Origin of the sequence: Larsenimonas rhizosphaerae, from assembly GCF_026240105.1 — a bacterium.
Taxonomy (GTDB): Bacteria; Pseudomonadota; Gammaproteobacteria; order Pseudomonadales; family Halomonadaceae; genus Larsenimonas; species Larsenimonas rhizosphaerae.
In genome coordinates this window covers 1,072,023-1,093,936 of the sequence record NZ_JAPIVE010000001.1, presented here as the reverse complement: position 1 = coordinate 1,093,936, position 21,914 = coordinate 1,072,023, and the positions used below count along the sequence as shown (strand labels likewise).

Sequence of the window (21,914 nt, the reverse complement as noted above, 5' to 3'; positions counted from 1 at the left end):
GGTGGGGCAAGCGATTACATCATGCCGCCCATACCACCCATACCACCCATGTCACCGCCGCCTGCGGAAGTATCCTTGTCTTCCGGGTCGTCAGCAATCATGGCTTCGGTAGTGATCATCAGACCACCGATGGAGCCGGCAGACTGCAGGGCTGTACGGGTAACCTTGGCCGGGTCGAGTACACCCATCTCGAACAGGTCACCGTATTCGCCGGTAGCAGCGTTGTAGCCGTAGTTGCCTGAACCGTCCTTGACCTTGTTGACGATCACGGAGGCTTCTTCACCAGCGTTGGTGACGATCTGGCGAAGCGGAGCTTCCATGGCACGCAGGGCGATCACGATACCGTGGGTCTGATCTTCGTTATCACCGCGCAGGCCGTGCAGGTTGGTGAGGGCACGGATCAGGGCAGTACCACCGCCAGGAACCACACCTTCTTCTACTGCCGCACGAGTAGAGTGCAGCGCATCTTCAACGCGTGCCTTCTTCTCTTTCATTTCCACTTCAGTCGCGGCGCCAACACGGATAACGGCAACACCACCGGCCAGCTTGGCAACGCGTTCCTGCAGTTTCTCGCGGTCGTAGTCAGAGGAAGTTTCCTCGATCTGAGCACGGATCTGGTTAACGCGGGATTCGATGTCTGCTTCAACACCGGCACCATCGATGATGGTGGTATTTTCCTTGCTCATGGTGATGCGCTTGGCAGTACCCAGGTGATCCAGGGTGGCTTCTTCAAGCGTCATGCCCACTTCTTCGGAAATAACGGTACCGCCGGTCAGGATGGCGATATCCTGCAGCATGGCCTTGCGACGATCACCAAAGCCTGGTGCCTTGACGGCAGCAACCTTGACGATGCCACGCATGTTGTTGACGACCAGTGTTGCCAGCGCTTCACCTTCGATGTCTTCAGCAACAATGACCAGTGGCTTGCCGGCCTTGGCGACAGCTTCAAGCGTCGGCAGCAATTCACGGATGTTGGAGATCTTCTTGTCGACCAGCAGGATATGCGGATCTTCCAGCTCGACCGCCATGGTGTCCTGGTTGGTGACAAAGTACGGCGAGAGGTAGCCGCGATCGAACTGCATACCTTCGACCACTTCGAGCTCGTCTTCAAAGCCGCGGCCTTCATCAACAGTGATGACGCCTTCCTTGCCTACCTTTTCCATCGCTTCAGCGATGATGCGGCCGATGTTGCTGTCGCCGTTGGCAGAGATGGTGCCTACCTGAGCGATGGCCTTGGAATCGGTGCAGGGCACAGCCAGTTTGCGTACTTCTTCGACTGCCGCGATGACGGCCTGGTCGATGCCACGCTTGAGGTCCATCGGGTTCATGCCTGCGATGACACCTTTCAGACCTTCGTTCACGATGGACTGGGCCAGTACGGTCGCTGTAGTTGTACCGTCACCGGCAGCGTCAGACGTCTTGGAAGCAACTTCCTTGACCATCTGGGCGCCCATGTTTTCGAAACGATCCTTCAGTTCGATTTCCTTCGCAACACTTACGCCGTCCTTGGTAACGGTCGGTGAGCCAAAGGATTTTTCAAGAACAACGTTACGGCCTTTCGGGCCCAGCGTGGTCTTGACGGCGTCGGCGAGAACGTTGACGCCACGCGCCATGCGTTTACGAGCGTCGTCAGAGAAGCGAATATGTTTAGCTGCCATGATGTTTAATGCCTCGAAACAATGTCTTTACAGAAAAAAATGAGCTGGAACTGAATCAGCTTTCGAGTACGCCAAGAACGTCACTTTCGCTCATGATCAATACTTCCTGGCCGTCGATGTTCTGCTTCTCGACGCCGAAACCGTCCTTGAAGATCACGGTATCGCCTACCTTGACGTCAAGCGCGCGAACGTCGCCATTTTCAAGAATACGGCCATTGCCTACAGCCAGGATTTCGCCCCGCGTCGGCTTTTCTTTCGCATTACCGGGCAGAACGATGCCGCCGGAGGTTTTTTCTTCTTCTTCAACGCGACGGACGACGACGCGATCGTGCAGGGGACGAATGTTCATTGCTCACGTTCTCCTGATGGTTGCATGGACTTGAGCGAGTGATGCTCGCTCGAAAGGTATGGCACCTTCGTTCAAAGACCAGACATGTCTGTCTGATGGTCGTGCCTGCTTAATGCGGTCATCAAAGGAAGTTTCAAGGGAGGCGATGAAAAAATTCTTACCGTTTTTCGTCATCGCGTGCGACGTAATCACCGTCGATGGTGGTACCCGAGCGTTCTTCTCCGTGAATACTGCCTTCCTGACGCGGGTTGTGGCCGGAAATGTCAGCATCCTGCCAGGTTGTGCCCGGACGACGTTTGCGAAGGCGGCCACTGACCAAAGGCTGAACAAAGGGCAATAGCAGGACAAGCCCGAAAATATCGGAGAGCGGGCCGGGCAGAATCAGCAGAATACCGGCAAAGACGTAGGCAGCAATCTGAATGAAGGCGTCGCTGGGCGCAGCCTGTCCGGCCATGATGCTGGCCTGTGCATCACGCAGGGTTGCCATGCCTTCGCGACGGATCAGGTGAGAGCCCAGAGCAAATGTACCGATGATCCATAGAAGCGTCACGATAAAGCCAAGCTGCTGGCCCAGCATGATCAATGATGCAAGGTCCAGAACCAGCAGTAGCGCAAAAATAAAGAGGATGGGCATTCATGTTCCCCGGTTTCATGTTGAAGTCATGATGTGAGGCCGAGTGTACATGAATACAAGCGCGCCAGCATGCTGGCGCGCTTGTATCTGGAGAGGTGTTCAGGGAGTTTCAAGCGTTACCCTGTCACGATTTCTTTCCAGCAGATTGCTGCCGATACCCTTGACCAGGGTCAGGTCATCAATATGCTTGAAGTCGCCATGTTCGTTGCGATAGTCGACGATGGCCTGTGCCTTTTTCTCGCCAATGCCGGCCAGACCTGCCAATTGCTCTGTGCTTGCCGTGTTGAGATCAATCGGGTCGGTACTTTCCTGTGCCCATGCGCCGGAAAGGGTGGTCAGTGCTGACGCGGTGATCAGTGCAGCAATCAGTTTTTTCATCCGGTTATATCCCTGCAGTTGGTAGTGATTGTGTCGCCTTCACAGTCTAAAAACGTGCGATCTTTTCAATAAGTCAATAAGAATATAATGCTGCCTGTTATTAGTGCTTTTGTGAGTGACGGGGGGCTGCTCGTATACTGTGGTTTTTTACTGCTCGGGATGGGACCGGATGACACCGTTGATTATTGCGCTGGATAACATGAACTGTTCACAGGCCTTGAGCGTAGCCGATACGCTCGATCCTCTTGAGTGCAGGGTCAAGGTGGGCAAGGAATTGTTTACGCGCGAGGGGCCTGAGATCGTGCGCCAGTTGCAGAGCCGTGGATTTGATGTGTTTCTGGACCTGAAGTTTCATGACATTCCGCATACGGTGGCGCAGGCGGTGCTTGCAGCTGCAGACCTTGGGGTGTGGATGGTCAACGTTCATGCACAGGGTGGGCTGGCGATGATGAAGCACGCCGCGGATAGACTCAGGGAAGGCCACTATGACACTCGGTTGATTGCCGTCACGGTACTGACCAGTCTGTCTCAGGAAGAGCTTAACGCCAGTGGTATTCCGGGGTCACTTGAAGCGCATGTAAGGCATCTTGCCGGGCTGACTCGTGACGCAGGCCTGGATGGCGTAGTGTGTTCGGCCCGCGAAGCCGCCATGGTACGCGAGACTGCAGGCAAGGAGTTTCTGAAGGTGACGCCGGGTATTCGGCCAGCCTTTGCAGTCAGTGATGATCAGCACCGTATCATGACGCCGGTTGATGCGCTGGCCGCCGGCAGCACTCATCTTGTGATCGGGCGGCCGGTTACGCGATCGGATAACCCCATGGATGCCGTGCGACGCATCAGTGAAGAGATTGCGGCAGGCTGAGACGGTGTGGCTTTATTCACCTTCAATGCCGGTAATGGGCAGTAGTGTGCCCCATTGCCGGCATTGTGGGCACTGCCAGTAATGCTGCTGCGATTTAAAGCCGCACTCCTGACACTGGTATTTGGGCCGCTGCTTCAGTAGATGTTCGGTATGCTGCTTGAGTAACCCCATTCTTGAATACAGGGGTTCGTCGCACTCATTCTCGAGGTACAGGGCGAGCAGGTAGTCAACGCCCTTGAGGCTGGGCGTCTGTTCAAGTTGTCTGCTGACCATTTCTGCCGCGCGCTCGGACCCTTCCTGTTGTTGAAGGCGTTCGGCAATAGTGATCAATGTTGTGCTGTGAGGATGATGGTGAAGCAGGTTGTTCAGATACTGCATCAGCCCGCTTTCATCCCCCAGTGCCTCATGGGCGCTGACAACTCGGGGCAGGATCAGCGAGATGCATCGCTGGTCCTGTACCTGCATGCGTTTCAGGAACTTGATTTCATCGCGGTATCGACCCTGCCGATGCTCCATGTCGGCCAGCAACCAGTTGGCTCTCAGGCACTCGGCATCTGTTGAAAGGGCCTGACGCAAGTGCTTGCGGGCATTGCCTGCCAGGCCGGCACGCAGCTCATCTTCGGCCAGTTCACACTGCCAGTGCGCTGCGGCTCGGCGTGTTGATGGAAAATGCCTGACAAGCGGTTGCGCAATGTCCAGCGCGCGCTGCCATTCCTGTTCGCGCTGGTAGATTTCAACCAGCAGTTGTCTGGCGGCCTGATTCATTTCCTGTGCAACGGTCGGGCGAATCAGTGCAATCAACAAGCGCTCCGAGCGGTCCAGAACGCCCAGGTGATAAAAATCGCGCGCCAGCTCGAGTTGCACCTGATCACTTTGCTGTTCCGACAGTGCCGGCCTGGCCAGAAGATTCTGGTGAATACGGGCCGCCCGGTCGGCTTCACCACGTAATCGAAACAGGTTTCCCAGCGCAATATGGGTGTCTATGGTATCGCTGTTGACTTCCAGGGAATGAGAAAAGGTTTCGATGGCCTTGTCGGGCTGTTCGTTGAGGAGGTAGTTAAGGCCGACAAAATAATCCCGGGACAACGTAGAGGTTGCTCCGGGACGGGCTGTGCGCCGTGGCCGTTGATAGCGACCCAGCCCCCAGCCGATGGCCAGGGCTGTAGTGATCAGCATCAGGGCTGCCACATTGAACATGATCAGGAAACGCCCTTCAGCTCCCGAGTACGAAGCTGATCAAGTTCCTTTTGCTGGGTGCGCTGTTCATGGCGCGCCTTGACCAGTGCCGTGCGCAGGCGCAGATACATGCCCGTCATCGCGATCATGCCCAGAAGCACGCCGACAACCAGGGTGCTTAAAAGCCAAAGGGAGAGGGACGCAGGAGGAAGGCTGGTCCAGATGATGTCAAGTGGAACCGATGCCTGGTTGCGAACGGCAAACAGGATCCCGAGCACGATAACCACCAGAGCGACGATGGCCATGATGACGCCTTTGATCCAGCGCATGATGTAATCCTTTTTAACTTGGCAATCAAGGAAGGGCAGTGATCAGGTTCAATAGCCCAGCGAGCGGCTGGCGTCGACCTGTTCGCGCAGTTCCTTTCCGGGTTTGAAATGGGGGACATATTTTCCCGTCAGGGGAACAGCGTCACCGGTTTTAGGGTTACGGCCCACTCTGGGTTCCCGGTAGTGCAGGGAGAAGCTGCCGAAACCGCGTATTTCGACTCGGCCGCCCTGGGCCAGCGAGTCGGTGATGTCATCCAGTATAAGGCGAACCGCTGATTCAACTTCCTTGAGCGATAGCGACGATTGGCGCGAAGCAATCTGCTCAATCAGCTCGGACTTGGTCATCGAGTACTCTCCGTACGTCTGCATCCCCGGCTGGGCACGTTTTTATTGTGTCGACAGCATAGCGGCTAACTGCCTTCAAAACAACGAACTAGCACATCACAGGTTATAGATAAAAGGCGGTATACCGCAACCTGCTGTTGTGGCAGCCGGGCAGGCGATATACTGATCAATTCAAGTCGGGACTGAAAAGGACGATGGTATGGAAGAAGCACAACGTAAGCGGCTTTACTGGCATTCACGTCGAGGGATGTGGGAACTTGACCTGATGCTTGTGCCGTTTCTGGAGCGCAGGTTTGATGCGTTGTCCGATGACGATCAACAGCTGTATGTCACGTTGCTGGCTGAAGAGGATCAGGATCTCTTCATGTGGTTGATGCGGCGTGAGGTACCCTCGGATCCCGAGTTGCATCGCATGGTGAATATGGTTATCAATGACGCCGAAACCGCTAACACCCGTGACGTTCGTCCCATCTAGACTGGCGGTTATCGTTCCGTCTCTTCTTGCTGCCTTGATTGCCCTGATCATGGCAGCATGCGTTTCTCCTCTGATTGCCCTTTTTACGGCCGTTGCACTGGCTGCAGCACTGCGCCTTGAATCCTGTCACGTTCTGCCGGCCCTGTGCCACGATCGTGAACAGGGCTGGCGTTATCTTGACGGCCGTGCCGGCTGGCAATCAGCCGAGGTTGATGTCTTTTATGCCGGTGCGTGGCTGCTGGGTATCAGCTGCAATGGTCGCCATTACTGGGTATGGCCGGACAGTGCCGAGCGTGATGCTCTGTGGCGTTTTCGTCGTTGCTGCCGGTCACTCCCTGTCAGGCACCGTTGACTCCGGTCGTGCCTCCGGAACCGGTAGTGTCTTCTCGGTGCTGATCAGATGATGGCGACGTGATCGCTTGCGCAGTCGCTGGCTTGGCAAATGCTGCATGTTGGACAGGCAGGTGATCATGGCGTTGCTCTGGCGGCCAAGTTCACGGTTGAGCCATAAATATCCTGCCGGACTGTACAGTGCGCGTCCGGAGCTGCTTTTGGCGGTCATGGCCTGGTCTGCATACCTGTCGAGATGAAACAGGCCGACCGACAGATCGATGTTGCGGCCCGTCTTGACCAGATAGCCCAGCGTGCCCAGCGTGGTGGCCAGTTCATATTGCTCGTTTCGTAGCCCTTCAAATCGCTCAATGATGTCGTGACCATCCCTGGTGGCCCAGTGTGTCTCGAGCAACAGCTCTACCGTCGATATCATTCGTCGTTCCAGCGAGATGATATCTTCCAGCGCACCACGCTTGAGGCGGCCTTCCTGATGGACCGGGTCGATCAGGTTGCGCTGCTTTACCAGTTGCGCCGTGATTTTTTTCAGCATGTGCTGGACCTCGTCATCATCGTAACGTCGGTCGGTGGTATGGGCATGGTAAAGCCGTGACAGCTTGTCGATATTATCGGCGATCAGGAATCGCATCAGGTCGGTTGCCTTCTGTGGCAGCAACAGAGCGGTCACGATAATACCGATCAGTGTGCCAATCAGCACATTGAATGAGCGCCACAGGGCAATGGTGAGGTCGTGATTACCGGCGCCAACGACCATCAGGATCGTGATGCCGAACATCAGGGCGCTATAGCTGAAGCGGCCCGTGAAGGTAATGAACAGTGCAATGGCAATACTGGCCAGCGTCAGAAATGGAATCAGCCAGCCGGGAGGAGACGGTATTGTCAGAATGAGCAGCCCCAGCAGGGCGCCAAGAAGAGTGCCCAGCAGTCTCTGTCCGCCCTTGTCGAGTACCCCTCCGACATGAGGCAGGTTGCCCATGACCATGAGTGTGCTGACCAGCGCCCAGGCACTGTGGGGCAGTTCAAAAAAGGTAATGATCAGAAAGGTGCAGGTCAGTGCAATCGATGACCTCAGGATATGAAGCTGCTTGCGGTAGTAATAAATGAGGTAGGGGTCGCGTAATCGGAACATGGATGTCAGTCATTTACCAGGCGTGGGGGCGCCGGAATGGCAGCGCTTGAGCGGGAGCGTAAAGGGTGTAGCTCGTCAGTGGGTGATGTTCTGAAATGAGTATCGGGACAGCCCCGCGTCATGCCCATCAGCGATGGGACGGGGTATTGAAATCAAGCGAGTGCAGATCAAGCAGGGCGGGGTGCCCATAGGGCCAGGCCATGTTGCGCGGGCCGTGACCAACCGGCAGGCCGCTCGCCAGAGCTATGCCGCGTGGGGTCAAATGATCCGTCATCATGGCTATCAACTCATCATGTTCTGCGCCGGGGCAGCGAACAAACTCACCCAGGATAATGGCTTGAATGGCCTCATCCGGCAGGCTGTCCAGAAGCTGGCACAGGCTTCGTTCAAGCCGGTAAAGCGGCTCGCCTACATCTTCGAGAATCAACAGGGAGTGCGAGGGCGGGGAAAGGGCCCACGGCGTGCCACAAAGACTTGCCAGAACTGTCAGGTTGCCACCTACTACCGTGCCCTTCAGTGGCGCATCAAGTATCAGGGGCGTGATCTCGAAGCGGGGAAGCTGTCCTTCCAGAATGCGCGCGACGGAATCAAGTGAGGTCTGTCGGTTGATGCGGTCTTCATCATGCTCTTCATGAATGCACCACTCGGTCAGCACTGGGCCATGGATGCCGTACCTTCCGTGTCGTCGGGCTGATTCAAGTAGCGCCGTCAGGTCCGAGTAACCGATGAGAGGCCGCTCTACCGAAAGCCGCTGCCAGTCAATCTGCTTCAGTAATTGCGCGCCGCCATATCCGCCGCGTAATGCCCAGACAGGCCCGCCGTGTGAGTCATCAAAGCTTGCATGTAAATCGTCGATGCGCTGACTGACCGTGCCGGCCATCGCTCGATGTCGCGCTCTGACGGCACGGCCCACGGTAAAGTGGATACCCTGATCCTTCAGCGCCCTGATGCATCCTTCGAGTCTCGCACTGTCGAGCGCACCGGACGGTGCCACGAGAGAAAGCGGCATGTCGATGGGCCAGGCGAGCGGAAATAATGGCGCAGGTATGTTCAAGGCGTGAACGTCCTTTTTCTCGCTGATGATCGGTAACAGTGTCGAACAATGTGGGGTGCCAAGGATATTACTCGCGTTGACGGCTTGCAATCCAGTGAGCAGCGTATGCCTTTGATCTGACTTCAAATGGTGACCGGTCTGTCATGCCATTGCCATGGGGAGGTCACTGGTGCAGATCAGGCTTGGGTTGAAGCATGAATTCAACCAGAGCGGGAGAGTTGGCAGATGAAGCAGGCGTTGATCGATGCGGCGATACAGCTGGGGCAGGTAAGGCTCACCTGTAATGGCTGTGCCACGCCACGCAATGAAATGCGCGATGGCTGGTATCATTTTTTCAGTTTTGCGGTAGTGCCGCTGAATGATGATGATCGTTATGTGGTGTGCCGGCGTTGTGGCAGTGCCCAGCGTATAAACGCCATTGGCTGTGGGGATGTCAGGGAAATCATGCGTAAAAAGGGAAGGGAGGATGTTGCGTTACAGGAAGGGTAATGCCAGACGAGGGGAGAAGAAAAAGCTGATGTAGACATGGTGCCCGGAGCCGGAATTGAACCGGCACGCCCTAACGGGCGAGGGATTTTAAGTCCCTTGCGTCTACCTATTCCGCCATCCGGGCCGGATGTGCGTTGAGTCATGAATGGAGGCTGGAGTCGGAATCGAACCGGCGTACACGGAGTTGCAGTCCGCTGCATGACCACTCTGCCATCCAGCCTTTCATGGAGCGGGAAAGGAGATTCGAACTCCCGACCCTCGCCTTGGCAAGGCGATGCTCTACCACTGAGCTATTCCCGCTCAACTCGGAGACGAATTATACGTATGGTGAATGACAAGTCAACAGGCGATCCGAAAAATCGCCTGAAAGCATGGAGTTGCTGATCTACATCGAGCGTGTCAGCTCCGGCCAGGCCGCTCGCAGGTAGATCCACATGGACCACAGCGTCAGCAGGGCCGCGCCGTAGAGTAGTGCGATACCTGCCATGGCAAGTGACGTACCCGGGGTGAAGGCCAGCAGTATGAAAATCGATACCATTTGCAGAGTCGTCTTCAATTTACCGATGTAGGACACCGATACGCTGGCCCGCTTGCCGATTTCGGCCATCCATTCTCTCAGTGCCGAGATCACGATTTCTCGGCCGATAATGACCAGGGCTGGCAGGGTCATCATGGGCGTGCAATAGAGCTCTATCAGAAGCCCCAGGGCCACGGCCACCATCAACTTGTCGGCTACCGGGTCGAGAAAGGCGCCAAACGGTGTGCTCTGATTCAGCTTTCGGGCCAGATAGCCGTCAAACCAGTCCGTAATGCTGGCCAGCCCGAACAGCAGGGCAGCGACCCAGTGCGACCAGCTGAACGGCAGATAAAAGACAACCACGAGAAGCGGAATGCATCCGATCCGGATAAGAGTAAGGATGTTCGGAATATTCATTGTAGCGTTGCGTCCTTGCGGGTCGCTTGAAGGCAGAAGCGGTGACGCCGGATAGTGTAACGTGGTTATCGAGACTTCTCAGCCATGAAGTGCGAGATAGATTTGTTCGGCAAGTTGTGCATTGATGCCCGGGACTCGCGTCAACTCCTCGCGAGTGGCCTGGCTGACCCCCTGAAGGCCACCAAAAAAACGCAATAGCTCCCGCCGGCGCTTGGGCCCGACCCCCTGAATGCCTTCCAGAGATGACGTGCGGCGTTGCTTGTCCCGGCGCTGGCGGTGGCCGGTAATGGCAAATCGGTGCGCTTCATCGCGGATGTGCTGAATCAGGTGCAGGGCGGGAAGGGTGCTATCAAGCGTGACACTGTTGGTACTTGTTTCGATATAGAGTGTTTCCAGTCCCGGCTTGCGGGTGGTGCCCTTTGCTACTCCCAAAAGGATGATGTTGGTCACTCCCAGTTCCTCGAAGACTTCCCGCGCCATGCTCAGCTGGCCCTTGCCACCATCGACGATCAGAATGTCCGGGCGCTTGGCTTCCTCGTTTTGAATTCGCTTGTAGCGCCGCGTCAGCGCCTGCTTCATGGCTGCGTAGTCATCTCCTCCGGTGATACCTTCAATATTGAAGCGACGGTAGTCGGACTTGACCGGGCCTCCGGCTTCAAACACGACACAGGAAGCCACTGTGGCTTCTCCCTGGCTGTGGCTGATATCAAAGCACTCGAGTCGGCCTGCCGGTGCCTCGAGTCCCAGTATGTCAGCAAGGTTGGCAAACCGTTTGTCCATCTGATCCTGGCCGCTCAACTGGGTCTTGAGATGCTGCTCTGCATTGGTCACTGCCAGGGATTGCCACTGTGCTCGATGGCCACGTACCTGGTGAGCAATTCGAACGCGTCGAGCGGCCTGCTCGCTGAAGGCGCTTTCCAGTACGTCCTGATCTGTCAGTGCATGACTTACAATGATTTCCGGAGGCAGGTCACGGTCATGGCCGAGGTAATACTGACTGACAAAGCTTCCCAGCAGATCGCTGCCGGTCAGGCCCAGCTCGTTTTTGGGTGTGTAATGACGTGCGCCCAGCATACGGCCCTGTCTGACGGCCAGCACGCTGATACTGGCACCGCCGGGCTGCTCGGCCAGTGCCATGATGTCGGCATGGCCCTGATCCATTTCAACCGACTGCTGGCTTTGCAGGGTGCGAAGATCGCTGATCTGGTCGCGTAGATAGGCTGCCTTTTCAAACTCCAGCGCCTTGCTGGCGGCATCCATTTGTTCGGACAGGCGTATTGTCACCTGCTCACTCTTGCCCGACAGGCACATGACGGCATGTTCCACGTCACGCCGATAGTCTTCCCTTGAAATATAATCGACACAGGGCGCGGTACAGCGACCGATCTGGTATTGGAGGCAGGGACGTGTCCTGTTTGCAAAAACGCTGTCTTCGCAATTACGAATACGAAAGACCTTCTGCATCAGTGACAGGCTTTCCCGCACGGCAACCGAGCTGGGGTAGGGGCCGAAGTAACGGCCATCGGTTCCTCGCTGTCGAACTCGTTTGAACTCGAGTGCCGGATAGTCATGGCGCTGGCTGACAAATACGTAAGGATAGGACTTGTCGTCGCGCATGAGGATGTTATAAGGCGGTCGAAACGATTTGATCAGGGTCTGTTCAAGAATAAGCGCTTCGATTTCACTGCGGGTAATCGTGACCTGGATGTCGTCAATGCGCGCAACCAGAGCCCGAGTCTTGATGTTCAGGCCGGTCGTTCTGAAATAGCTCGCCAGCCGTGCCTTGAGGCGCTTGGCCTTTCCGACGTACAGCACATTGCCCCCATCATCCAGCATGCGGTAGACGCCAGGGGATTCCGAGACGGTTTTCAGAAAGGAGCGGGCATCAAACGCCATGAATAATGTCCTGGGCTTGTTGTGGGTAGTTATCACTGTAGGTGGGTTATGGCGTCGTCGGGGATAAAACTCAAGGCGAACTCATGCAAAAAAGAAACCTGACCCCTTGACCTTAAAGAGAAAAATCCGTAAAGTACGCCCTGTCTTTAGGGGCCTTAGCTCAGCTGGGAGAGCGCAACGCTGGCAGCGTTGAGGTCATCGGTTCGATCCCGATAGGCTCCACCAGATTTCAAGGCCGCCGGAATTTATTCCGGCGGCCTTTTTAGTGCGTGCTTTTATTGCCCATGAGCAGCGCGCCTCATTGGTAAGCAGGGGCCGCAATATCGTTGCGGCCCCTCGTATGTCAGTCGTTCACTTCACCCAGCAGTAAAAATTCAATCATGGCCTTCTGGGCGTGCAGGCGATTGCCTGCCTCCTGCCATACCACGGCACGATCATCTTCAAGCAGCGTGTCGCTGATTTCCTCGCCCCGGTGAGCCGGCAGGCAGTGCAGGAAAATGACCTCATCATCGGCCCTGTCCAGCATCGCTTCCGTCACCTGAAAGTCCTTGAAGGCGGCCTCCCTGATGGCCTGTTCCTCCTCCTGACCCATGGAAGCCCACACGTCGGTGGTAATCAGGTGCGCCCCTTCTGCTGCCTTCATGGGGTCACGCTCGATGCGAACCCGATCTCCTGCGGCCTGCATGATATCGGCATCGGGCTCGTAGCCCTCCGGGCAGGCAATAACCAGGTTGAAATCGAATTGCCGTGCAGCATTGATCCAGGAGTGGCACATGTTGTTGCCGTCACCCACCCAGACAGCCGTCTTTCCGGCCATTGGGCCACGGCATTCCTGCCAGGTCTGCATGTCGGCCAGTAGTTGGCAGGGATGATAATCATCTGATAGCGCATTGATAAGCGGCACTTGGCTGTGCGCTGCAAAGTCGGTCAGTTTGGTGTGCTCGAAGGTGCGAATCATGACGATATCGACCATTTCAGACAGTACACGTGCAGTGTCCGCAACGGGTTCACCACGGCCAAGCTGGGTGTCACGGTTGGACAGGAACAGGGCATGTCCGCCGAAGTGCGCCATGCCTGTTTCGAACGAGACCCTTGTTCGCGTCGAGGATTTCTCGAAGATCATTGCCAGCGTACGGTTGGCAAACGGGGTGTAAACCGGGCCTTTCTCCTTCAGGCGCGTCTTGAGCGTAATGGCGCGTTGTATAACATGTCCCAGCTCCTGAGGAGATAGGTCCAGCAAGGTAAGAAAGTGCCTGACGGCCATGATGTCGCTCCTGTTTCCCTTGTTGTGTCACCGTAGCGTCTTGAAAGGGGCCACGAATGAAAAAAGCGCCGCATCGGCCTTGAAGCCCATGACAGCGCCCGGTGGTCATGGCGCAAGGGTGGGTAAGTGCGCCAGACACGTTGTTGGAAAACATCCTATCCTAGCCATAGTCATTGACTGACGCAATTGTGCCCCCATCTTTCAGGGCAGTACGCTGGCACCCGCTGATTTTCACTGATCAGACAGGTAGAATGGAAAAATACACACCTTGCCCCTGATCACAGGGGGCAGACATATTATCGAGGATGGTCATGAGCGCTACTGTAGACACGATCAAGCAGCAGATTTCCGAAAACGACATTCTGCTTTACATGAAGGGGACTCCCCAGCTGCCGCAGTGCGGATTTTCTGCACAGGTGGTTCAGGCCATGATGGGGTGTGGCGAGCAGTTTGCCTTCGTTAATATTCTGGATAACCCGGACATTCGTGCCGAGTTGCCGAAATACGCCAACTGGCCGACCTTCCCGCAGCTATGGGTGAAAGGGGAGCTGGTAGGTGGCTGCGATATCATCGTTGAAATGTATCAAAACGGTGAGTTGCAGACCCTGATCAAGGAGGCCGGCCAAAACCGCGCCGAGTCAGCCGAATAAGCTGCCTTCCGAGTAAAAAAAGCCCGCCGAATGGCGGGCTTTTTCATGTCCAGGGATAAAAGAAAGGTTGGCGCTTATACGGCGGGCCTATATTCCTGGGCTTCACACAGAACAAGGCCGGCACGCAGGCCAATATCGACGCCAGGATTGGGAAAGATCAAAAAGCGGCTGTGCTCATCGGTCATCCAGCGGTGCGCACCATCTTCGGCCAGGCAGCTGTTTGGCGGATAGGCTACAAAGTTGGCCTGATCATTCGGTACGTGCAGCACGAACTGATCGCTGGTGCGAATGATCTCGAAGGTTACGTCAAACAGCCGTAGTGCATGAGGTGACTTTTCAGCGTGCTGCCGGTGCTCGATCAGCGCGGTCAGCAGTGATTCCAGCGCCTCGACCCTGACGCCCTGATTCTGGCCAAAGGGCCGTGCCTTTCCCAGTTCCAGGGTGACCGCACGAGCACCATGACGAAAATGGCTCAGGCTACTGAATGTGACACCCGGGGTGTGCTGTTGAATAACCGCTTCGATTTCTGTGTGTGACAGCATCGCCAGTAGCTGAGGGTCCGGGGTAGTTTCTTCATCGCCCGGCAGCAGGGCAAAGGTGGGGATGCGTGATTCCCGAATGGCCGTGTGCATATCGATATGAAGAGCCGATGGCGTCTGCTCGAAAAACTCGGCCGTTCTTGTCTCGATGATGCGCGCCCGCCGATGTTCTTCGGTATCACCGGCAGGGGCATCGGGTTGATTGAATAGCCGGTTGATATCTCTGATGATATAGCGGCGCTGGGCGCGAATGGCGGGTGGATTGCCGTAGACGATCAGGATCGGCCCGGCAGGACGAATCGTGTCTCTGGCAATGGCGCGCGTCAAGCGATCCAGCAGCTCCATGGGCGCGGTTTCGTTGCCATGAATGCCTGCCGAGAGCATCAATCGACGTGCCCCTGGCACGTCAGCTGCCGGTGTGATGCGCAGTATTCCTTCTTCCTGGTAGTCAAACCGGGTGCCAGCAGGAGTGATTTCCTGTTGTATCTCAGGTGTTTCCTCGCGGCGCACCAGGTCCAGTAACTGTTCCAGCATGCTTGCATCCTTTACTGTATGACGTGTTTCTTGCGTACGGCATCGTAGCGCAACGGGCGGTATTACCCGCGCTGAAATCCATAGACATTGCCCAGCTGCAACAGGCCGGTCAGTTCATCAAGGGCATATCGGCTTTCGGACAGCAGGGCCGGGTCGGCCAGATCTGCGGCGACCAGATGGTCGCGATAGTGACGACGAACCCAGTCCTCGAGCTGGTCCAGACGGTCGGGCGTCATCATGACCCCGGGCGTCACGGCCTGACGCTGAAGGTTGTTCAAGACTACTCTGAGGCGCAGACAGGCCGGCCCACCGCCATTTTGCATACTCTGGCCGAGGTTGAAGACCCGAACGTCATTGATGGGGCTGTCGGATGCAACAAGATTGTCGAGCCAGGTCTTGACGGAAGGCACTTCCATGCATTCGCTTGGCACTACCAATCGCTGCCCACCCTCTGGAATATCCAGTAGCTGGCTGTTGAACAGATAGGTCGCGACAGCATCTTCGAGGCTGACTGCGCTCGTGGGAACTTCGATGGGCACCAGTGAGGTACCAACCTGCGCCATGGCCCGGTTCAGGTCATCGATCACACGATCTGTGTCGATAAAGGCCTGCTGATGGTAGAAAAGGGTTTGTCGGCTACCCACGGCAATCACATCGTTATGAAAGACGCCGGCATCGATGGCATCGGGGTGCTGCTGGGCAAATACCGTACGCTCTTCCTTGATGCCATGCTGTCGGGCTATGGCCTGGCTGGCCTCACGGGTCTGGCGCGCCGGATAGCGACGTGGTGCCGGCCTTGTTCGATCCAGACCGTACTGGCCATACACGAAAAAACCGATGCCAGGTTCACCATGGGTGTGGCATAGCCGGGTATGGTTGGCTGCTCCCTCATCACCCAGGGCTGCGACAGCAGGCAGGGCCGGGTGATGGGCAAAATAATCCTCATCGGCGAACATGGCTTTCAGCAGACGTTCCGTCGCTGGATGTTCGATGCTGCGATGAAAGCTGGTCGCCATGTTGGCCGGTGTGAAGTGAACCCGGCCATCCATGGTGTCGGCACCGGGAGTAACCGTTGCGGCATTGGCTACCCACATGCTGGCAGACGAGCTGACCTGACTCAGCAGTGCGGGCGCGGTTTGCGCGGCAGTCTCAAGCACACGTGCGTCGGTGCCGGTAAACCCCAATCGGCGAAGCGTGGCGACATGCGGGCGTTCCTGGGGGGCGATGATGCCCTGGTGATACCCCATATCCACCAATGCGCGCATTTTGGCCAGCCCCTGCAGTGCAGCTTCCCTGGGGTTGGAGGCCGTAAGGCCATGGCTCTGGCTGGCAATATTGCCTTCGGCCAGTGCGCCGTAGTGGTGGGTTGGCCCGACCAGACCGTCGAAATTGACTTCCGTACTCATGATGTGACTCCGGCAGCAGTTCGCAGGGGCAGGGAGAAATGCCCCTGACATGATGCGTCTTCTTGAAAGAATAAGCGGTAACTGCGCCGTTGTACCAGTCAGTCTGCGGCAGAAGACAAATGGTTCAGTCAGAAGGCGGGTGTGTCAATTGCGCCGAGATATGAAGGCAGATTATTGACGCCCCGGCCGGTGAAGCCGTACAGGGCGCACAAGGTAAGGAATATGATGACGTGAGTCTCGGGCTCAGCGTGTCAGCGCTGTCTGATTATTCAGTGTCATGATGCAGGCACCGGCGGCTTCTGCTCCCTTTTCAATGAAGTGCTCCTTGAAAAAGGCCAGATGAGCGCTGCTCTCCTGAAAATGGTGTGGGGTCAATACCACTGACAGAATCGGGCAGTGAGTATCAAGCTGCACGCGCATCAGTGCATCAATGACGGTCGAGGATACAAAGTCATGGCGATAGATACCGCCATCGACAATAAACCCCGCGGCTACCAGCAGATCATAGCGGCCTGTATCAGCCATGAGTCGCGCCTGCAGCGGAATTTCCAGAACGCCAGGCACAGTGACATCTTCGATCTGATCAGCCTGCAGGCCCAATGCCACAAGCCTTTGCTCGAATCCTTCGCGGGCGCGGGAAACAATATCTTCATGCCAGCCGGCCTGGATAAAACCGATACGTGCCTGACGGGCATGTGAGGAGGGGGACGTGCTTGACTGATTCATGGTTTGCCTCAAGGTAAAAAATAGCACCAGAATCAGGGCTTTAACAAGGCATACGGGGAGGCTCGGGCATGGGATGTCCCGGGCTCATCGGTAGCGTTGTATTCTCTTTCATCCGGACTATCACCGTCGGCTCCGGCATCACACCGGATCTGCTGACCCTGCCATGGCAGGCGCTCGCGGGCTCCTTTCAGCGACTGACATTATCCTGCCAGCATGAAAGATACCGCCGGTGGGGACTTGCACCCCGCCCTGAGAATAATACGCCTACACCAAAATAAGCGTCGGATGAGCATATCCTGCGAAATCCTGGAAATCAATCAGGTGACTCTGGCGCAGTTTTCCATCAGCGTCGACAGCGGCGTGGGGCGGCCGAGGTAATATCCCTGCAGGAACGTGCAGTCCATGGCATGCAGCGTTTCTGCCTGCTGACGGGTTTCGACGCCTTCGGCTATTACATCAAGCCCGAGCTGCCTGGCGAGCACCATGATGGTTTCTACGATCGGAGTGCTGTCCTTGACGTTATCACCGCCCCCCAGCCGCTTGATGAATGAGCGGTCCACTTTCAGGATGTCGAAGGGAAACTGATCAAGGTAGGCCAGTGATGAATAGCCGGTGCCGAAGTCATCCATGGCCAACCGTATGCCACGCTGGTGAAAGTGGCCCAGCAGACGTGTGGCCTTGTCTGCATTATGCATGAGGGCACTTTCCGTGACTTCCAGTGTCAGCCGAGAGGGGGCCAGGCCATGGGTGGCCAGCGCTGTTTCGACGGTATGCAGCACGTCATCGGTCTTGAGCTGATGCGGGGAGAGATTGACCGCAACGCCGTACTCGGCCGGCAATCTGGACAGTACGGCGCATGCCTGGTCGATGACCCAGTTGCCCAGCGCATGTATCAGCCCGGTTTCCTCGGCTAGGGGAATGAAGACATCGGGGCCGATAAATCCTCGCGTCGGGTTATTCCATCGAAGCAGTGCCTCGAAGTGGGTCGGCTGATGGCTGCCGGTCATGACAATGGGCTGAAAGTAAAGCTCCATTCCCTTGTCATTTATGGCCTGACGCAGATCGGTAATCAGCTGTCGGCGCTCCCGGGCTGCCAGGTCCAGCTGGTGGTAATAGGGTACAGCACAATGTCCGCCTCGGCGCTTGGCTTCGTAGAGCGCAAGGTCTGCCTGCTGCATCAGTTTCTGGACATTAATTGTCGCACCGGCATGCAGGGTCAGGCCGATCGAAAAGCGTGCCTGTACTTCCTTCTGCTGAATGTTCAGCGGGATATCGAACCGTTTCAAAAGACGGTCAGCGAAATCAAGCGCTGCGGCCTCGCTTTTAAAGATGCCGAGAAGGGCAAATTCATCTCCACCCTGACGAGACGCACAGATGTTTTCAGGTGTGCACAGTATCTTCAGCAGTTCCGAGAAGGCGATCAGAAAACTGTCACCGAACGCGTGACCCCATTGATCGTTGAGTGGCTTGAAATTGTCGATATCAAGCATGAACAGCACCGGCACACCCTGACTTGTCCGTGGCTTTTCAATGGTGACGTGCAGATGCTGCTGAAACCAGGCACGGTTGCGAAGCTTGGTGAGGCTGTCGTGCTCGGCAAGGTACGTCATGCCAAGGTGGGCCCGCTGGCGCTGAGTGATATCACTGCCGACGCCACGGTAGCCAAGAAATTCACCCCGGTCGTCAAAATAGGGTTTGCCTGAAATTTCCCACCAGCGTCGGGATGAATGAGCATCGATGCAGATGATCAGGCGCTTGAAGGGACGGCGTGCCTGCACGAGGGTTTCAATTGCTTCAATACCCTGAGCGCCTTCCAGATGCTGCAGCGCCGATGCACGGCCAAGCGCTCTCTCTGACATGCCGGTAACGCGCAACAGGCGAGGTGAGGCATGAATGATGAAGTGACCGGCATTCGTTTCCCATATCCAGTCGCTGACCGAGTGCTCGTATTCGTTGAGCATGACTTCAATAAAGTCATTGCGCCGAACAAGCTCGGCTTCATTTTGAAACCGGTGACAAAGGATCGAGGATATCTTCCAGGACAGAAGCGCGCTGACGCCGCTGTAAAATGTCAGGAAGGTGACAAGTAACAGCGGGCGATCAAAGGCGCACGCCCATATGGAAATGAATGCCCCCAGGCTGATGATGGCAATCCAGCCGAGCGAGGCCGTCAGGCTGGCGGCACGGGTAAAGCTGCCGGCGCCGAGAACGCTCATCAGCACCAGCCCTATAACCGCCTGATGTATCGGGTCACTGCCGGGCAGGGCGAGCAGCGGAAAGATGGCCCACATGCCCGCCAGGGCAAATGTATACTGCAGAAATCGTTTCTTGATGCGCTTCAATGCCTTTTCCGACTGACGCGTCGGAAACCGGTGGAAGAGGCCGAAATGCACCATGGCAATGGCAATGATGGCCACGCTCCAGAGCATCATCCCGATCGAAGGCATGTGCATGCTGAAAAAGGGGATGACCAGGGCACAGGCGCATTGAAATATAACGGCAAAGGGAATGATGCCTCGGATATAGGCCAGCCTGGCGTGTTCTACCATTACCCGCGTAGCCTGGGGCGTCCTGGCAGGTACGGCGCTTTTGGAGATGCTCATGTCGTATCAGCCTGATCACGGTCGGCACCTGCGCCGGCCTGTCCCTGATTATCGTCATTCATGGGCGGTAATTAATGGTTCGGCCGCTATTCACTCATGCAGCAGGTAGTTGGCACCTCCGTTAATGCACCATGTCGGTGTCAACTACTGCGCACAATGACCGATAATCCGGTGTGGGCGTATCCGTTACGTGCGCAGGGTAATGATCCAGATAAATAACCTGCCGACAGGCAGGCGCGAGGGGAAGCAATGAATATGATGCGAGTGGTGCTGGTCATGGCACTGGCGACAACAGTAGCGGCCTGCAGTTATCATCCGGCCCGCATTTCGGCAGAGCCACCGGTGATCATCGATGGTGGCCATGGCGGGCATGGTAATGGCAGCTTCTGCCCACCAGGCCAGGCCAAAAAGGGTAATTGCTGACAGGAACGCCCCGTAAGGGGCGTTCCTGTCTCATGGCCCTGGTATAACCTTGTGTGGCGGGCGTAGTCTGGTACCACATTGAAAGCCTATTCCTGTGGCGAGTGCCTGTCGAGCAAGTCGGTTTCGCCAGTGTTTTCGGCAATTTCCTGATCCACCTTTGCCATCAGCCTTTCATCAGGACGTGCATCGAAGACGGTTTCGGCGCCCTGGCTGCGTAATATCTGTCTGGCTCGCGCCTTTGCCTTCTGCTTGTCCCTGTCATTGATGATGCCATGATCCGTGGTTGCCCGCGGCGTCGGCGCCACCTCCGGGGAGGCGCGCCCCTTTTCCCTGCTCTGAAGCTGCTCCAGTGCCTGTTCGAGCGTACTGTTGAACCTGAGTCGATAAATGGGTTCCGGCAGGCTGAAGCCCTGATTTTCCAGCGCATGCTTGGTTTCCCGAATGGCAATGCTTCGTGCTCTGGAAAAATCCGTTTTCGATTGATCCACCCACACCTGAAATTCGAGCACAATGTTGGAGTCGCCTACATGAGTGATGACGGCCATGGCTCGAGGGTCGCTCAGTACGAAATCCAGCTGATGGACGGCATCGAGTCCTACCTTGATGGCTGCCAAAGGGTCATCGTTGGCATCCACCCCCAGTCCGAAGGTGAAGCGGCGCTCCGGATTCTGGGTATAGTTCAGGATGGTCCCCTTGAAGACCTCGGAATTGGGGATGCGTAACTGGTTGCCATCCAGTGTCATCAGAATGGTGGCACGTGACGTCAAGCGTACGACAATACCTTCCTGGCCATTGATGACGATCTGGTCGCGCGCCCGAAAGGGCTGGCGGATACTGAGCATCAAGGAGGCAATATAGTTTTCGATGGTGTCCTTGACCGCAAAGCCAACGGCGATTCCGATGACGCCGGCTCCTCCCAGCAGGGTACCCAGAATGGTTTCGGCACCGATCAGACTCAAGGCCAGAATCAGCCCGACCACAATGAAAATGACCCTGATGGTCTGTGACAGCAGTTCAGCCACGAAGGGGTTGGGGGTAAGCCGCTGCCATAGCGCCTGCCTTCTGGCTAACCAGCCGCCAAACCAGGCAATCAGCCCGAACAGCAGCATGCCGACCAGCAGCAGGGGAAGTGCCTTTACCAGACTTCTGCCCTGAGCCACGAGGCCCTGAAAAACGGTTGAAACATTATCCTGAACGTCCAGCGTGCGATTGATGCTGTCGTCCACCGTGACGACATCAGTCAATCGGTTGGCCAGATTAATGGCCTGCTGAGCCTTCCTGTCATTTGAGGTCTCGCCGGACAGCGTGACTACCCCCTGGGAAACACTGATATCGACGTCTCCCAGACCCTCGATTTCCGAGAAAATCCCCTGAATGCGCGCCTGTATATCCCTGTCCTTGAGTGGCGTCGGTGTGGTTTCAATCCGGGCATTGTTGGAGCTCTCACCATTGGTCGCTGACGCTTCACTGGCCGCGACTTGAGAAGGAGCCGCCCACAACATGCCCAGCATCAGCAGTAACAGAGCGCCTGTGCGGTATCCGGTAGTTCCGGGTCGGGAAACGATCATGAGCATTCCTGATAATTGGGTCTTTGTTCGGGCGGGTGGGATGGTATGACTCGCCGCGTCGATGAGTTCATCCGGGTGATGATAGGCATTATCCGGCATTAAGCGACCATGAGAAGGAAAGAGGCGCGATGTACCCCAGCCA

The 21,914-nt window shown here is 56.4% G+C and carries 23 protein-coding genes, 4 tRNA genes and 1 riboswitch; of the genes, 7 read left to right on the top strand and 20 right to left on the bottom strand.

The features are described 5' to 3' along the window. Nucleotides 1-14: 14 nt before the first annotated feature. The 4 genes from groL to OQ287_RS05090 form a co-directional block, all read right to left on the bottom strand. Nucleotides 15-1,658 (bottom strand): chaperonin GroEL, encoded by a 1,644-nt coding sequence (gene groL / locus OQ287_RS05105; protein WP_250937323.1) that lies wholly within the window; start codon nucleotides 1,656-1,658, stop codon nucleotides 15-17. Nucleotides 1,659-1,713: 55 nt separating this feature from the next. Continuing rightward, a complete protein-coding gene (locus OQ287_RS05100) occupies nucleotides 1,714-2,007 on the bottom strand; it encodes a co-chaperone GroES (RefSeq protein WP_250937321.1) in 294 nt (97 codons plus the stop codon). 157 nt (nucleotides 2,008-2,164) lie between these two features. Beyond that, nucleotides 2,165-2,641 carry an FxsA family protein gene (locus OQ287_RS05095; protein WP_250937319.1) on the bottom strand — a complete coding sequence of 159 codons (477 nt, stop codon included), beginning with the start codon at nucleotides 2,639-2,641 and terminating at the stop codon, nucleotides 2,165-2,167. A gap of 99 nt (nucleotides 2,642-2,740) precedes the next feature. Beyond that, nucleotides 2,741-3,019 (bottom strand): ComEA family DNA-binding protein, encoded by a 279-nt coding sequence (locus OQ287_RS05090; protein WP_265895750.1) that lies wholly within the window; start codon nucleotides 3,017-3,019, stop codon nucleotides 2,741-2,743. 169 nt (nucleotides 3,020-3,188) lie between these two features. Between OQ287_RS05090 and pyrF the strand changes: the two genes are divergently transcribed. After that, on the top strand, nucleotides 3,189-3,881 hold the full coding sequence (gene pyrF, locus OQ287_RS05085; RefSeq protein WP_265895749.1) for an orotidine-5'-phosphate decarboxylase: 693 nt from the start codon (nucleotides 3,189-3,191) through the stop codon (nucleotides 3,879-3,881). A 12-nt stretch (nucleotides 3,882-3,893) separates the two neighbouring features. Here pyrF and lapB read toward each other — a convergent pair whose 3' ends face one another. Genes lapB through OQ287_RS05070 form a run of 3 tightly spaced genes read right to left on the bottom strand, consistent with a single transcriptional unit; the run spans nucleotide 3,894 to nucleotide 5,731 of the window. Then, nucleotides 3,894-5,078: a lipopolysaccharide assembly protein LapB gene (gene lapB / locus OQ287_RS05080; protein WP_250937317.1), complete on the bottom strand. Its 1,185-nt coding sequence runs from the start codon at nucleotides 5,076-5,078 to the stop codon at nucleotides 3,894-3,896. Nucleotides 5,079-5,080: 2 nt separating this feature from the next. Then, a complete protein-coding gene (locus OQ287_RS05075; protein WP_250937316.1) occupies nucleotides 5,081-5,386 on the bottom strand; it encodes a lipopolysaccharide assembly protein LapA domain-containing protein in 306 nt (101 codons plus the stop codon). Nucleotides 5,387-5,434: 48 nt separating this feature from the next. Then, nucleotides 5,435-5,731 (bottom strand): integration host factor subunit beta, encoded by a 297-nt coding sequence (locus OQ287_RS05070; protein ID WP_250937315.1) that lies wholly within the window; start codon nucleotides 5,729-5,731, stop codon nucleotides 5,435-5,437. 199 nt (nucleotides 5,732-5,930) lie between these two features. On the opposite strand from OQ287_RS05070, the gene OQ287_RS05065 reads away from it, so the two are divergent. Both OQ287_RS05065 and OQ287_RS05060 read left to right on the top strand, forming a co-directional pair. Then, a complete protein-coding gene (locus OQ287_RS05065) occupies nucleotides 5,931-6,206 on the top strand; it encodes an FAD assembly factor SdhE (RefSeq protein ID WP_250937314.1) in 276 nt (91 codons plus the stop codon). A 49-nt stretch (nucleotides 6,207-6,255) separates the two neighbouring features. After that, a complete protein-coding gene (locus OQ287_RS05060; protein ID WP_265895748.1) occupies nucleotides 6,256-6,558 on the top strand; it encodes a hypothetical protein in 303 nt (100 codons plus the stop codon). Here OQ287_RS05060 and OQ287_RS05055 read toward each other — a convergent pair. Then, on the bottom strand, nucleotides 6,535-7,686 hold the full coding sequence (locus tag OQ287_RS05055) for an FUSC family protein (RefSeq protein ID WP_250937310.1): 1,152 nt from the start codon (nucleotides 7,684-7,686) through the stop codon (nucleotides 6,535-6,537). The two genes, OQ287_RS05060 and OQ287_RS05055, sit on opposite strands and share 24 nt — an antisense overlap. Nucleotides 7,687-7,813: 127 nt before the next feature. Next, the gene (locus tag OQ287_RS05050; protein ID WP_265895747.1) at nucleotides 7,814-8,695 is read right to left on the bottom strand and encodes a S66 peptidase family protein; all 882 of its coding nucleotides are present in this window, start codon (nucleotides 8,693-8,695) and stop codon (nucleotides 7,814-7,816) included. 270 nt (nucleotides 8,696-8,965) lie between these two features. Between OQ287_RS05050 and OQ287_RS05045 the strand changes: the two genes are divergently transcribed. Further along, on the top strand, nucleotides 8,966-9,229 hold the full coding sequence (locus OQ287_RS05045; protein ID WP_250937305.1) for a hypothetical protein: 264 nt from the start codon (nucleotides 8,966-8,968) through the stop codon (nucleotides 9,227-9,229). A 37-nt stretch (nucleotides 9,230-9,266) separates the two neighbouring features. Here the strand turns inward: OQ287_RS05045 and OQ287_RS05040 are convergent. From OQ287_RS05040 to uvrC, 5 genes are all read right to left on the bottom strand, one after another. Beyond that, nucleotides 9,267-9,353, bottom strand: a tRNA-Leu gene (locus tag OQ287_RS05040). 22 nt (nucleotides 9,354-9,375) lie between these two features. Then, a tRNA-Cys gene (locus tag OQ287_RS05035) sits at nucleotides 9,376-9,449 on the bottom strand. Nucleotides 9,450-9,454: 5 nt separating this feature from the next. After that, a tRNA-Gly gene (locus tag OQ287_RS05030) sits at nucleotides 9,455-9,529 on the bottom strand. Nucleotides 9,530-9,614: 85 nt separating this feature from the next. Then, nucleotides 9,615-10,163: a CDP-diacylglycerol--glycerol-3-phosphate 3-phosphatidyltransferase gene (pgsA, locus tag OQ287_RS05025; protein ID WP_250937301.1), complete on the bottom strand. Its 549-nt coding sequence runs from the start codon at nucleotides 10,161-10,163 to the stop codon at nucleotides 9,615-9,617. Between the two features lie 78 nt (nucleotides 10,164-10,241). Beyond that, nucleotides 10,242-12,059 (bottom strand): excinuclease ABC subunit UvrC, encoded by a 1,818-nt coding sequence (uvrC, locus tag OQ287_RS05020; protein WP_265895746.1) that lies wholly within the window; start codon nucleotides 12,057-12,059, stop codon nucleotides 10,242-10,244. A gap of 149 nt (nucleotides 12,060-12,208) precedes the next feature. Here uvrC and OQ287_RS05015 point away from each other — a divergent pair. Continuing rightward, nucleotides 12,209-12,284: transfer RNA gene (locus OQ287_RS05015), tRNA-Ala, on the top strand. Nucleotides 12,285-12,402: 118 nt separating this feature from the next. On the opposite strand, the gene argF is transcribed toward OQ287_RS05015, so the two are convergent. Beyond that, nucleotides 12,403-13,323 (bottom strand): ornithine carbamoyltransferase, encoded by a 921-nt coding sequence (argF, locus tag OQ287_RS05010; protein ID WP_265895745.1) that lies wholly within the window; start codon nucleotides 13,321-13,323, stop codon nucleotides 12,403-12,405. A gap of 311 nt (nucleotides 13,324-13,634) precedes the next feature. Here argF and grxD point away from each other — a divergent pair, with 311 nt between their 5' ends. After that, on the top strand, nucleotides 13,635-13,973 hold the full coding sequence (gene grxD, locus OQ287_RS05005) for a Grx4 family monothiol glutaredoxin (protein ID WP_250937294.1): 339 nt from the start codon (nucleotides 13,635-13,637) through the stop codon (nucleotides 13,971-13,973). Nucleotides 13,974-14,047: 74 nt separating this feature from the next. On the opposite strand, the gene astE is transcribed toward grxD, so the two are convergent. The 4 genes from astE to OQ287_RS04985 form a co-directional block, all read right to left on the bottom strand. Then, nucleotides 14,048-15,046 (bottom strand): succinylglutamate desuccinylase, encoded by a 999-nt coding sequence (astE, locus tag OQ287_RS05000; RefSeq protein WP_265895744.1) that lies wholly within the window; start codon nucleotides 15,044-15,046, stop codon nucleotides 14,048-14,050. Nucleotides 15,047-15,108: 62 nt separating this feature from the next. Further along, on the bottom strand, nucleotides 15,109-16,452 hold the full coding sequence (astB, locus tag OQ287_RS04995) for an N-succinylarginine dihydrolase (protein ID WP_265895743.1): 1,344 nt from the start codon (nucleotides 16,450-16,452) through the stop codon (nucleotides 15,109-15,111). Nucleotides 16,453-16,695: 243 nt separating this feature from the next. Beyond that, nucleotides 16,696-17,178, bottom strand: coding sequence for a 6,7-dimethyl-8-ribityllumazine synthase (locus OQ287_RS04990; RefSeq protein ID WP_265895742.1), 483 nt, complete (start codon nucleotides 17,176-17,178; stop codon nucleotides 16,696-16,698). Nucleotides 17,179-17,274: 96 nt separating this feature from the next. After that, nucleotides 17,275-17,439, bottom strand: a riboswitch (FMN riboswitch). Between the two features lie 56 nt (nucleotides 17,440-17,495). After that, nucleotides 17,496-19,781 carry a putative bifunctional diguanylate cyclase/phosphodiesterase gene (locus OQ287_RS04985; protein ID WP_265895741.1) on the bottom strand — a complete coding sequence of 762 codons (2,286 nt, stop codon included), beginning with the start codon at nucleotides 19,779-19,781 and terminating at the stop codon, nucleotides 17,496-17,498. 249 nt (nucleotides 19,782-20,030) lie between these two features. On the opposite strand from OQ287_RS04985, the gene OQ287_RS04980 reads away from it, so the two are divergent. After that, nucleotides 20,031-20,204, top strand: a complete 174-nt coding sequence (locus OQ287_RS04980) for a hypothetical protein (protein ID WP_250937284.1) — start codon at nucleotides 20,031-20,033, stop codon at nucleotides 20,202-20,204. 86 nt (nucleotides 20,205-20,290) lie between these two features. Here OQ287_RS04980 and OQ287_RS04975 read toward each other — a convergent pair whose 3' ends face one another. After that, nucleotides 20,291-21,772, bottom strand: coding sequence for a mechanosensitive ion channel family protein (locus OQ287_RS04975; RefSeq protein ID WP_265895740.1), 1,482 nt, complete (start codon nucleotides 21,770-21,772; stop codon nucleotides 20,291-20,293). Between the last annotated feature and the right edge of the window lie 142 nt (nucleotides 21,773-21,914).

Excerpts from the sequence above, each read along its gene's own strand:
- groL (WP_250937323.1), bottom strand. The coding sequence starts at position 1,658 with ATGGCAGCTAAACATATTCGCTTCTCTGACGACGCTCGTAAACGCATG.
- OQ287_RS05100 (WP_250937321.1), bottom strand. The coding sequence starts at position 2,007 with ATGAACATTCGTCCCCTGCACGATCGCGTCGTCGTCCGTCGCGTTGAA.
- OQ287_RS05095 (WP_250937319.1), bottom strand. The coding sequence starts at position 2,641 with ATGCCCATCCTCTTTATTTTTGCGCTACTGCTGGTTCTGGACCTTGCA.
- OQ287_RS05090 (WP_265895750.1), bottom strand. The coding sequence starts at position 3,019 with ATGAAAAAACTGATTGCTGCACTGATCACCGCGTCAGCACTGACCACC.
- pyrF (WP_265895749.1), top strand. The coding sequence starts at position 3,189 with ATGACACCGTTGATTATTGCGCTGGATAACATGAACTGTTCACAGGCC.
- lapB (WP_250937317.1), bottom strand. The coding sequence starts at position 5,078 with ATGTTCAATGTGGCAGCCCTGATGCTGATCACTACAGCCCTGGCCATC.
- OQ287_RS05075 (WP_250937316.1), bottom strand. The coding sequence starts at position 5,386 with ATGCGCTGGATCAAAGGCGTCATCATGGCCATCGTCGCTCTGGTGGTT.
- OQ287_RS05070 (WP_250937315.1), bottom strand. The coding sequence starts at position 5,731 with ATGACCAAGTCCGAGCTGATTGAGCAGATTGCTTCGCGCCAATCGTCG.
- OQ287_RS05065 (WP_250937314.1), top strand. The coding sequence starts at position 5,931 with ATGGAAGAAGCACAACGTAAGCGGCTTTACTGGCATTCACGTCGAGGG.
- OQ287_RS05060 (WP_265895748.1), top strand. The coding sequence starts at position 6,256 with ATGGCAGCATGCGTTTCTCCTCTGATTGCCCTTTTTACGGCCGTTGCA.
- OQ287_RS05055 (WP_250937310.1), bottom strand. The coding sequence starts at position 7,686 with ATGTTCCGATTACGCGACCCCTACCTCATTTATTACTACCGCAAGCAG.
- OQ287_RS05050 (WP_265895747.1), bottom strand. The coding sequence starts at position 8,695 with ATGCCGCTTTCTCTCGTGGCACCGTCCGGTGCGCTCGACAGTGCGAGA.
- OQ287_RS05045 (WP_250937305.1), top strand. The coding sequence starts at position 8,966 with ATGAAGCAGGCGTTGATCGATGCGGCGATACAGCTGGGGCAGGTAAGG.
- pgsA (WP_250937301.1), bottom strand. The coding sequence starts at position 10,163 with ATGAATATTCCGAACATCCTTACTCTTATCCGGATCGGATGCATTCCG.
- uvrC (WP_265895746.1), bottom strand. The coding sequence starts at position 12,059 with ATGGCGTTTGATGCCCGCTCCTTTCTGAAAACCGTCTCGGAATCCCCT.
- argF (WP_265895745.1), bottom strand. The coding sequence starts at position 13,323 with ATGGCCGTCAGGCACTTTCTTACCTTGCTGGACCTATCTCCTCAGGAG.
- grxD (WP_250937294.1), top strand. The coding sequence starts at position 13,635 with ATGAGCGCTACTGTAGACACGATCAAGCAGCAGATTTCCGAAAACGAC.
- astE (WP_265895744.1), bottom strand. The coding sequence starts at position 15,046 with ATGCTGGAACAGTTACTGGACCTGGTGCGCCGCGAGGAAACACCTGAG.
- astB (WP_265895743.1), bottom strand. The coding sequence starts at position 16,452 with ATGAGTACGGAAGTCAATTTCGACGGTCTGGTCGGGCCAACCCACCAC.
- OQ287_RS04990 (WP_265895742.1), bottom strand. The coding sequence starts at position 17,178 with ATGAATCAGTCAAGCACGTCCCCCTCCTCACATGCCCGTCAGGCACGT.
- OQ287_RS04985 (WP_265895741.1), bottom strand. The coding sequence starts at position 19,781 with ATGAGCATCTCCAAAAGCGCCGTACCTGCCAGGACGCCCCAGGCTACG.
- OQ287_RS04980 (WP_250937284.1), top strand. The coding sequence starts at position 20,031 with ATGAATATGATGCGAGTGGTGCTGGTCATGGCACTGGCGACAACAGTA.
- OQ287_RS04975 (WP_265895740.1), bottom strand. The coding sequence starts at position 21,772 with ATGATCGTTTCCCGACCCGGAACTACCGGATACCGCACAGGCGCTCTG.